Here is an 8,954-nt window from a genome sequence, read left to right on the forward strand (position 1 = left end):
GCCAGGCCGGGGCCGGGGCCGGGGCCGGGGCCGGGAGCGAACGCGGAAACGGAAACGAACTGGCGCCTGCTGGCGATCCTGGCGGGTCTTGTCCCGGTGCTGGCGCTGGCCCAGGTCGGCAACGAGCAGGTCTATGACACCTATATCCTGTGGGGCGAGCAGCATTATGCCCGCACGCTGTTCGGCCTGACGATGCCGGCGAGCTGGCTGCTGTCGCTGGATGCCGGGATCAGCCTTGCGACGCAGATTGCCGGGCTGGCGTTCTGGCGCGCCTATGAACGCCGCTTCGCGGCGCCCGGCGAAATCGACCAGGTGGCGATGTTCAGCGTGATCGCGGCGCTGGCCCCGCTGGTGCTGGCGCTGGCGGCGGCGCGGTCGCCCCATGGCCCGACGATCAGCCTGCTGTGGGGCATCCTGTTCCATACGATCAACGATTTCGCCATGTCGGCCGTGATGCCGATCGGCATGGCCCTGTATGTGCGGGTGTCGCCGGCCGGGCTGAAGGGAACGATCGTCGCCGGCTTTGCGCTGATCACGCGCCTGTCCGACGTCATCGCGGGGCGGCTGGGCGCGATGCTGCCCGATCTGGGATCGACCCGGTTCTGGCTGGCGCATGCGGCGCTGATCGCCGTCGCGGCGTGCCTGCTGATTTTGGCCGCGCGCCTGTTCAGGGCGGAACTGGCCCCGGCGGAGGGGACGCGGCGGGCCGGTGCCCAGATAATCGAAGTCTGATGATCGAAGTCTGACGGCCGAAAGCTGATGGCCGGGGCGTGAGGGGGCATGATGACGGTAGACGATTTCAATGCATTCTGCCGCGCGCTGCCCGCGACCACCTATGTGATGCAATGGGGCGGCGCGCATGTCTGGAAGGTCGGCGGCAAGGTCTTTGCGATCGGCAGCGTGGACGGCGCGCGGCTGATGGTCACCTTCAAGGCCGGCGAGCTGTTCTATGAGATCCTGCGGGAGCGCCCCGGACTGCGCCCGGCGCCCTATCTGGCCTCACGCGGGCTGAAATGGATCCAGCATTTCGCGGCGCCGGGCCCTGGTGGTGACAGACTGGGTGATGACGGACCGGGCGATGACGAGCTGCGCGACCATATCCGCCGATCCCACCGGATGGTCGCGCAGGGCCTGTCGAAGAAGGCGCGGGCCGAACTCGGCCTGGGCGCCGCGTAGCGGGCGGCCCGCCAGAAAGGGCCTTGCCACGGCGGCGACATGGTTTTACCTGTGAGGAATTGGTTATGATCTGCCAAACCATGGCATCATCGAATGCCATGACCGGCACCTGTCTTGTGTGGCGTTGGCCCGTGCCGCAAGACACAAGGAGGATTGTCTTCCATGATGCGCTCTCTTGATATCGCCGCCACGGGCATGCAGGCCCAGACGACGAACGTCGAGACGATTTCCAACAACATCGCCAACATGACCACGACCGGCTACAAGCGCCGCCGGGCCGAATTTCAGGACCTGATCTATCAGGATCTCCGGCGGGCCGGCACCATGAGTTCCGACACGGGCGACCTTGTCCCGGCGGGCGCGCAGATCGGCCTTGGCGTCCGCACGGCCGGGATCTACCGGATCAACGAACAGGGCTCGCTGGAGCAGACCGGCAATTCGCTCGACATGGCAATCGAGGGATCAGGCTATTTCCGGGTGACCTTGCCGTCGGGCGAATATGCCTATACGCGCGACGGCACGTTCTCGCTGTCGCAGGATGGTACCATCGTGACGGCGGACGGCTACCCGCTTGCGCCCAATATCAGCCTGCCGAGCAACGCCGAGAACATCACCATCGATCAGACCGGCCAGGTTCAGTACACGATATCGGGCCAGACGACCTCGCAGGTCGCGGGACAGATCCAGCTTGCCACCTTCCAGAACGAGAACGGCCTGGCGGCCATGGGGCAGAACCTCTTTACGGAGACGACCTCGTCGGGCACCGCGAATCTCGGCACGCCCCAGAGCCAGGGATACGGATCGGTCCAGCAGGGCTTCATCGAGGAATCCGCCGTCAACGTGGTGACAGAGATCACCGATCTGATCACCGCGCAGCGCGCCTATGAAATGAACAGCCAGGTCATCACGGCCTCCGACCAGATGCTTCAGACATTGACGAACCTGAAATAGCATGTCGGCGCGGGCGGCAATCGCGGGCGTGATCGCGGCCGGCTTCGTGATGGCACATCCCGCGCATGGCCGGGCCGCGACATTGCGGAATGCGACGGTCATCGCGTCGGGCACCGTGAGATTGTCGGACCTGTTCGCGGACCTGGAGCCGGGCCAGGACCAGGTGCTGGGCCCCGCCCCCGCGCCCGGCGCGAGCATCCAGGTCGGCGGCGGCCAGTTGATGGCCATCGCCGACCAGTACGGCGTCGACTGGCTCGATCGGTCTCCATCGGCCATGACGACGATCACCCGTGCGGGCCGCATCCTGGACAAAACCTTCTTTTCCGAACTCGTCAGGAAAAACCTGCCGGATATCGGCAGCGGCCCCGTGTCCGTGGCACTTGTCAATTTCCACCCCATCATGGTTGCGCCGGACGATCCGAGGCCGATCGTCCTGTCCGACGTCGACTGGGACCAGCGCAGCGGGTGGTTTTCCGCGACGGCCTATCGCAGCCAGCCCACGGGGGATGCCACGCAGGATTCTTTCCTGCTGACCGGCACGGTGCATGCGGCACGCAGGGTGCTGGTCTTCGCGCACGCATTGCCTGCCGGGGCCGTGCTCTCGGCGGCCGACCTGCAGATGGATGACGCCTATACCGGCCACATCGCGAGCAGGGCCTTCACCGATGCGGGCGACGTGGACGGGATGACCCTGACGCGCGGCGTGGTCGCGGGCGAAGCCGTCCTGGATCAGGACCTGCACAGGACCGTGCTGATGCACAAGGGAGACCCGGTACTGGTCGCCTTTACCGCCCCCGGCGTTCATCTGACGGCGACGGGACGCGTCCTGGACGATGGAGGGGCGGGTCAGTATGTGCGCGCCCTTAACCTGGCGAGCGGCATGATCGTGACGGGCCGTGTGACGAACGCGTCGGAAATCGAGGTCGAGGCGGGGTCGGGTGCGGTGCGCTCCGATCCGGGCGTCCTGCGGCGTCTGACGGCGTCCGCCCGCGATGATGCGCGTGCGACCCTGTCCTTGCGGTAGCCGTTGAATGCGCTGGGATCTTGCACCGATGAGAGCCGCTTTGTCCGGAGTTGCCCTGGTTAGCGCCGCGATGACCGGACTGCTGTGCCTGTCCGCCTGTTCGGGCCTGTCGGACCTGAGCGAGCAGGGGCATCCGCCGCGCATGACCACGACATCGGACCCGACGCAGGCACCCGACTATCGCCCCGTCACGATGCCGATGCCGCCGCTGCAGCCGCCCCCCACGGAGGTCGGAAGCCTGTGGCGGCCGGGGAGCCGGGCATTCTTCAGGGACCAGCGGGCGTCGCAGGTCGGGGATCTGCTGACGATCAAGGTCGATATCGCCGACAATGCGGCCCTGACCAACGATACGTCGGCGTCCGGCAGCGGGACGGAGACTTTCGGTATTCCCAACCTTTTCGGCTTGCAGGGCAAGGCTTTGTCGAGCGCGACGGCCCTTCATACGAGCAGTACGAATGCCAATACGGCGACCGGCACGATCACGCGGAACGAAACGGTCACGCTCTCCCTGGCCGGAACGATCACGCAGGTCCTTCCGAACGGTAATTTCGTGGTCGTCGCCCGCCAGGAAGTCAGGATCAACGGCGAATTGCGCCAGCTTATGGTCAGCGGTGTCGTCAGGCCGCAGGATATTACGGAGGACAACACCGTGACGCACGACAGAATCGCCGAGGCGCGAATTTCGTACGGCGGCCGTGGACAATTGACCAAGATGCAGATGCCACGGTACGGGCAGCAGATTCTTGATAGCATATTGCCGTTTTGACAGTATTTAAAAAATATCCAAAAGACATCCCGGCGCTTGTTTCTTGAACGATTTTTTGGGACGCAGGCCCGGCCGGCCATGACGGGTGGCGGCGCCACCCCCGGATTATCAGGTTCCGTACGCCATGCCACATGATGCCTTCCCGCCCGCTTCCGGGCCGTCTTCTGGAGCGACGGCGCAACAGAGGGCCGATCCGGAAGGGAGCGGAGAGGCGCTGCAACGCGCCGGACGCCTGCAGGAGGCGGAACAGGCTTATCGGGCCGTGCTGGCCGACAATCCGGACGACGCCCGGACCCTGAGCAATTATGGCGGGCTGCTCTGCACCCTCGGCGCGTTTGACGCAGCGTATGAATTGCTGGCGCGCGCGGTGGCGCTTGATCCGGCCCTGACGGACGGCTGGTCGAATTTCGGCAATGTCCTGTTACAGACACAGCGTTACGACGAGGCCATTGCCGCCTACAGGAACTGTCTCCAGCGCAATCCTGTCCATCCCCTTGCCCTCAGCAATCTCGGGCTGGCCCTCGATCATCGCGGAGAGCATGAACTGGCCCAGAAATTTCATCAGGTCGCCGTGGCGCTGACGCCCGAGAATGCGCAAACCCGGACGAACCATGCCTTGTCCCTTCTGGCCCAGGGCAAGTATCTTGAAGGTTTCCGGGAATATGAATGGCGTTGGACGACGTTCGATTCGCGTCGTAACGCGATGAGCGCGCCGCTCTGGAATGGTGAAGATTTTCGGGGCCGGACCCTGCTGATCCATACGGAAGGCGGTTTTGGAGACATGATCCAGTTCTCCCGCTTCTTCCCGTGCGCGGCGGAACGGGGCGGCCGGACCCTGATCAGGGCGAGGCGGGAATTGCTGACCCTGTTCCGGCACTCCTTTCCGGACCAGACATTCGTGTCGGAAGAGGATGAGATCCCGCCCCATGACCTGCAATGTCCGGCACTCAGCCTGCCGCGGGCGCTGGGCACGACGTTGACGACCATCCCGTCGGCGGGCGGGTTCCTTCGGGCCGATCCGGATAAAATGTCGTTCTGGCGCGGGGTACTTCAGGACGACGCCATGAAAGATGGGCGACGGGTGCGGTCGCTGCGCGTCGGTCTTGTCTGGGCGGGAGCGCCGCATCAGGAAATTCGTGCGGCCGAGCTTGCCGACCGGCGCCGTTCGACCGATCTCGCGACATTCGCGCCGCTTGCCGATGCCGCCCCGGATGCCGTGTTCTACAGCCTGCAGCTTGGAGAACGAGCGGGGCAGGCCGGGGAGCCGCCGGCGGGGATGCGTCTGATCGACCATACATCCCTGCTGCGCGATTTCAGCGATACGGCGGCACTGATCGGCACGCTGGACCTGGTGATCAGTGTCGATACATCGACCGCACACATAGCGGCCGGGCTGGGGAAGCCGGTCTGGATGCTTTCGCGTTACGACCAGTGCTGGCGATGGCTGTCGGGCCGCACCGATTCTCCGTGGTACGACAGTTTGCGCCTGTACCAGCAGACCAGACCGCTCGACTGGTCGGACCCCATGCACCGTGTCCGTGCCGATCTATGCGCGCTTGTGGAGACCCGTCCGTCCGTGACCGCCCCCGGCCGGAGCGCGTAGGGCGGCAGTGGCGGGAGGCGCCTGCCGAAATATGTCGTCGCGGATCGTTCATTCATGATCGGAATGACAATTATGTCGGATATGCGGCGCCAATGGGGAGATCCTTTGTAAAAACTTGACAGCGGCCCGACTTCACAGCATCAACGGAACGTGACCGAGGGCGGCAGAATCGACGAGGTGATGAGCAAGCCGGTCGCTTTGGAAGCAGGCGCCGCGGGCGGATCATAGAGGCAACGCCGGATGGTCGGTTCATGGCCCGTATCGAGAGGCATGTCCGTGGTCTCCGCCAGGGACGCGATGTGTGAACGCCGGCAGAAACCCGCGAGCGGGCCAGGTTAAGATGCTCATACCCCGCTTGTCATTCGGGAAGCTTGTGCATGTCTCGTCGATCCTGATGACGCTTCTTCTTGCCATGAACATGCATGCGCTTGCCGGACACCTGAAGGATGACGGGGTCGAGGCGGGCGCGCCGGCCGGACAGGCGGCGCCATTGCAGATGGCCGCGGCCAGCACGTCGGATACCATGGCGAGCACCTATTCCGCGGCGAGAAATGCCGCGGAAGGCTGGACGTCGGTTCTTTCCTCCGACGGGAACGGCAGGGCGATCGCGCCTGCCGCGCCCGCCCCCGACCGCATGTCGGCAAAGAAGACCGGCATGTCCGATGCGGACTGCCCGCGGGGCATCGCCTGCGCGGGAGCCGGGACGGTCGCCACAGGCCGGAGCGGAGAGTCCGACCCGGGGGTCGACAGGGCCGAGACGGATCTCGTCAAGGATATTCTGGCCCGGCGGTCGGACATCGACAGCGAACAGAAGGATCTGGAGGCGCAGAGGCATATCCTCGATGCGGCCAGGTCGGCCCTCGATGCGAAGATGCGCGACCTGGATACGTCCATGGCCGCGCTGGCCGAGAAGCAGGAGGCGCATCGGGAGACCATGTCCGCCGAGACCGACAGGCTGGTGAAGATATACGAGGACATGCCCCCCAAGGAGGCCGCCGCGGTCTTCGACATCATGGATATCCATGTCCTCGTCTCGGTGGCCAACAGGATGACCCCCCGGAAGATCTCGGCCGTCATGGGATATATGATGCCTGAACGCGTGAATCTCGTGTCGCAATACATGGCGGGCGTGCGGAGTTTCCGTTCTTCGCGCCTGCCCTTCGGCGGCGATGGAAGGAGCGGGCCGGCGGCGACGGATATGGGCGCGCCGTCCTGGTGGCTGAAGAGCCCGTCCGGGCAAGGTCCGGCCGATCAGGATCCGTTGAAGCTATCACGCCAGTAGCCTGCCGGGCGGCCGGACGCCGCATGGCCCGGAACCGCCTGGCCCGAAACTGCATGATCGGGGCACAGTCTTGAGGGACAGGAACTGCCAGCTATGACAATCAGGGGCGGCATCATGGTTTTCCTGATCGTGGGTCTTGCAGGGTGCGCGCCGGATTATCTCGTCTCACACATGACGGGGCGCGAATGCAATGCGGGCTATATCCAGGCGGGCGAGGATTGGTGTGCGCCCCCGCAACGACCGCCCGCTCCGCAGCCTTATTGCACCCAGAGCTGGAATGGCGTGGATTGCTGGAGCCGACCGGACCTGATGCCCAACGTCGCACGCCAGGTGGCGGAAGGTCCGACCGGACTGACCCAGGAGCAGAATGCGAACAGGCTCAACACGACGATCAGGACCGCACCTCCGACGAACGCCTATATTCCTTGAGATTATTCCTTGAGATGACGGGCAGCATGGCTGGATGCCGAACATGGCGCACTGGAGCCGCGTCTCGTTTCCGGATTTTGTTGCGGACTGTGTTTTTGGCCTTCCTGACACGCCGGGTCACGTTATGATGAGGAAATGGCGCTTCCGGACTGCCTTGACGCGTAGGATGACGCGATGGCATGCGAGACGCAGAGATTATCGAATGGTTAACCCGCCGGAGGATTTTGTGGCTTCCTGGTCCAGCGCCGTGTCAGCATAGCAGCGTTCCGTATGCAGAATATATTGGCTGGCCTGAAAGGGCTCGGGCGGACGCGGCTTGCGGTGTTGGGAGTCGCGGCGACGATTCTCCTTGCGGCTCTGGGCATTTTCGCCTTTCGGAGCGGCGGCCAGCCAATGGCTCTGTTATATGGCGATCTCGACCTGAATGAGGCAGCCCAGATGGTCGACGATCTGGGCAAGGCGCATATCGCCTCGACGACCAGCACGGATGGCACGAGCCTCTATGTCCCGCGGGACCAGGTGGCCAGTGCGCGGCTGCTGCTTGCCAAGGATGGCCTGCCCAGCGGCGGCGCCGTCGGGTACGAGCTTTTCGACAAGAGCGGCACCCTGACCAGTACGCAGTTCGAACAGACCATCAACGAAACCAGGGCGATGGAAGGCGAGCTTGAACGTTCGATTCGCCTGCTTCACGGGGTGCGCAACGTTCGGGTTCACCTTGTTCTTCCGCATCGCGATCTTTTTTCGACCCAGACCAGCCCGTCGCAGGCCAGTGTGGTGCTTGATATCGGCAGGGCTGGCCGCATGGCGCCGGACGGCATCCAGGCCATTCAGAATCTGGTCGCGGCGGCCGTTCCCGGCCTGCGCCCGCAGAATATTTCCATCGTCGACACGCGCGGCGACGTTCTGGCGAAGCCTGGGGATCCTGACAGCGCGGCGGGCCAGGAATCCACCCTTGAAAAGTTCCGCTACGCCGAAGAGCAGCGCCTGGCGCAGGCCGCGGAAGACATGCTGGTACCCATCCTGGGGGCAGGCCATGTCCGCGCCCGGGCGGCCGTTACCATGAACACCGACGAAATCCGCGAAACGGATGAAAGCTACGACCCGAACCAGCAGGTCCTGAGATCGCAGCAGACGACGACCGACAAGAGCGCCAATACCGAAGCGAACCCGAATACCTCGGTGGCGAACAATCTGCCGAACGCCAACGCGAACCAGGCCAACAGGACCGGTTCGAGCGACGACCGCGAGGAAGAAACCGATAATTACGAGATCGGCAAGCGGGTCCGCGTCGTCAGCCAGACACGCCCCCGCGTGTCCAGGATCAGCCTGGCCGTCATGGTCGATGGCACGTTCACGAAGGACAAGACCGGAAACCAGGTCTGGAAGCCGCTGGACGATGCCGAGCTGGCCCGGCTTTCGACACTCGTCGAGACGGCAATCGGATATGACAAAAGCCGTGGCGACGCGGTCAATGTCGTTTCCATGCGGTTCATGCCGGATAACGGGGTTGGCCTTCCGGCGGAAAGCAGCAGCCTGTTCAGCCGGGATACGCTTATCTATGTGGCCGAATGGGTCATTCCCATCCTGCTGGCGCTGGGCGCCATCTTCGTCGCGGTCCGGCCCATGCTGTGGCGTGGCAAGGCCAACACGCCGGCCCTGGCGGCGCGAACCGAGCTGGAGGTCCTGCAGGGCGCACCTGCCGCGACGGCCCGGATCGCGGGCA

Annotated in this window: 8 protein-coding genes and 1 pseudogene; all 9 read left to right on the forward strand. The window is 64.4% G+C overall.

Annotated features, from left to right (window positions below; translation table 11 throughout):
• Positions 1 to 732 (forward strand): annotated as a pseudogene (locus HUK84_RS06425) (MFS transporter); the annotation flags it as partial.
• 51 nt (positions 733 to 783) lie between these two features.
• Positions 784 to 1,176 carry an MmcQ/YjbR family DNA-binding protein gene (locus HUK84_RS06430; RefSeq protein WP_176639548.1) on the forward strand — a complete coding sequence of 131 codons (393 nt, stop codon included), beginning with the start codon at positions 784 to 786 and terminating at the stop codon, positions 1,174 to 1,176.
• A 165-nt stretch (positions 1,177 to 1,341) separates the two neighbouring features.
• Complete coding sequence (gene flgG / locus HUK84_RS06435) at positions 1,342 to 2,127, forward strand: flagellar basal-body rod protein FlgG (protein WP_176639549.1); 786 nt, start codon at positions 1,342 to 1,344, stop codon at positions 2,125 to 2,127.
• Between the two features lies 1 nt (position 2,128).
• Positions 2,129 to 3,151 (forward strand): flagellar basal body P-ring formation chaperone FlgA, encoded by a 1,023-nt coding sequence (gene flgA / locus HUK84_RS06440; RefSeq protein ID WP_246285458.1) that lies wholly within the window; start codon positions 2,129 to 2,131, stop codon positions 3,149 to 3,151.
• A gap of 28 nt (positions 3,152 to 3,179) precedes the next feature.
• Positions 3,180 to 3,917, forward strand: a complete 738-nt coding sequence (gene flgH / locus HUK84_RS06445) for a flagellar basal body L-ring protein FlgH (protein WP_246285459.1) — start codon at positions 3,180 to 3,182, stop codon at positions 3,915 to 3,917.
• Between the two features lie 124 nt (positions 3,918 to 4,041).
• The gene (locus HUK84_RS06450; RefSeq protein WP_176639544.1) at positions 4,042 to 5,520 is read left to right on the forward strand and encodes a tetratricopeptide repeat protein; all 1,479 of its coding nucleotides are present in this window, start codon (positions 4,042 to 4,044) and stop codon (positions 5,518 to 5,520) included.
• Positions 5,521 to 5,914: 394 nt separating this feature from the next.
• Positions 5,915 to 6,802, forward strand: coding sequence for a MotE family protein (locus tag HUK84_RS06455; RefSeq protein WP_176639545.1), 888 nt, complete (start codon positions 5,915 to 5,917; stop codon positions 6,800 to 6,802).
• 93 nt (positions 6,803 to 6,895) lie between these two features.
• Positions 6,896 to 7,231 carry a hypothetical protein gene (locus HUK84_RS06460; RefSeq protein ID WP_176639546.1) on the forward strand — a complete coding sequence of 112 codons (336 nt, stop codon included), beginning with the start codon at positions 6,896 to 6,898 and terminating at the stop codon, positions 7,229 to 7,231.
• A 270-nt stretch (positions 7,232 to 7,501) separates the two neighbouring features.
• Positions 7,502 to 8,954 (forward strand): flagellar basal-body MS-ring/collar protein FliF (gene fliF, locus HUK84_RS06465; RefSeq protein ID WP_176639547.1); only part of this gene is annotated, 1,453 nt, incomplete at its 3' end.

This window comes from Nguyenibacter vanlangensis, from assembly GCF_013376155.1.
Lineage (GTDB): Bacteria > Pseudomonadota > Alphaproteobacteria > Acetobacterales > Acetobacteraceae > Gluconacetobacter > Gluconacetobacter vanlangensis.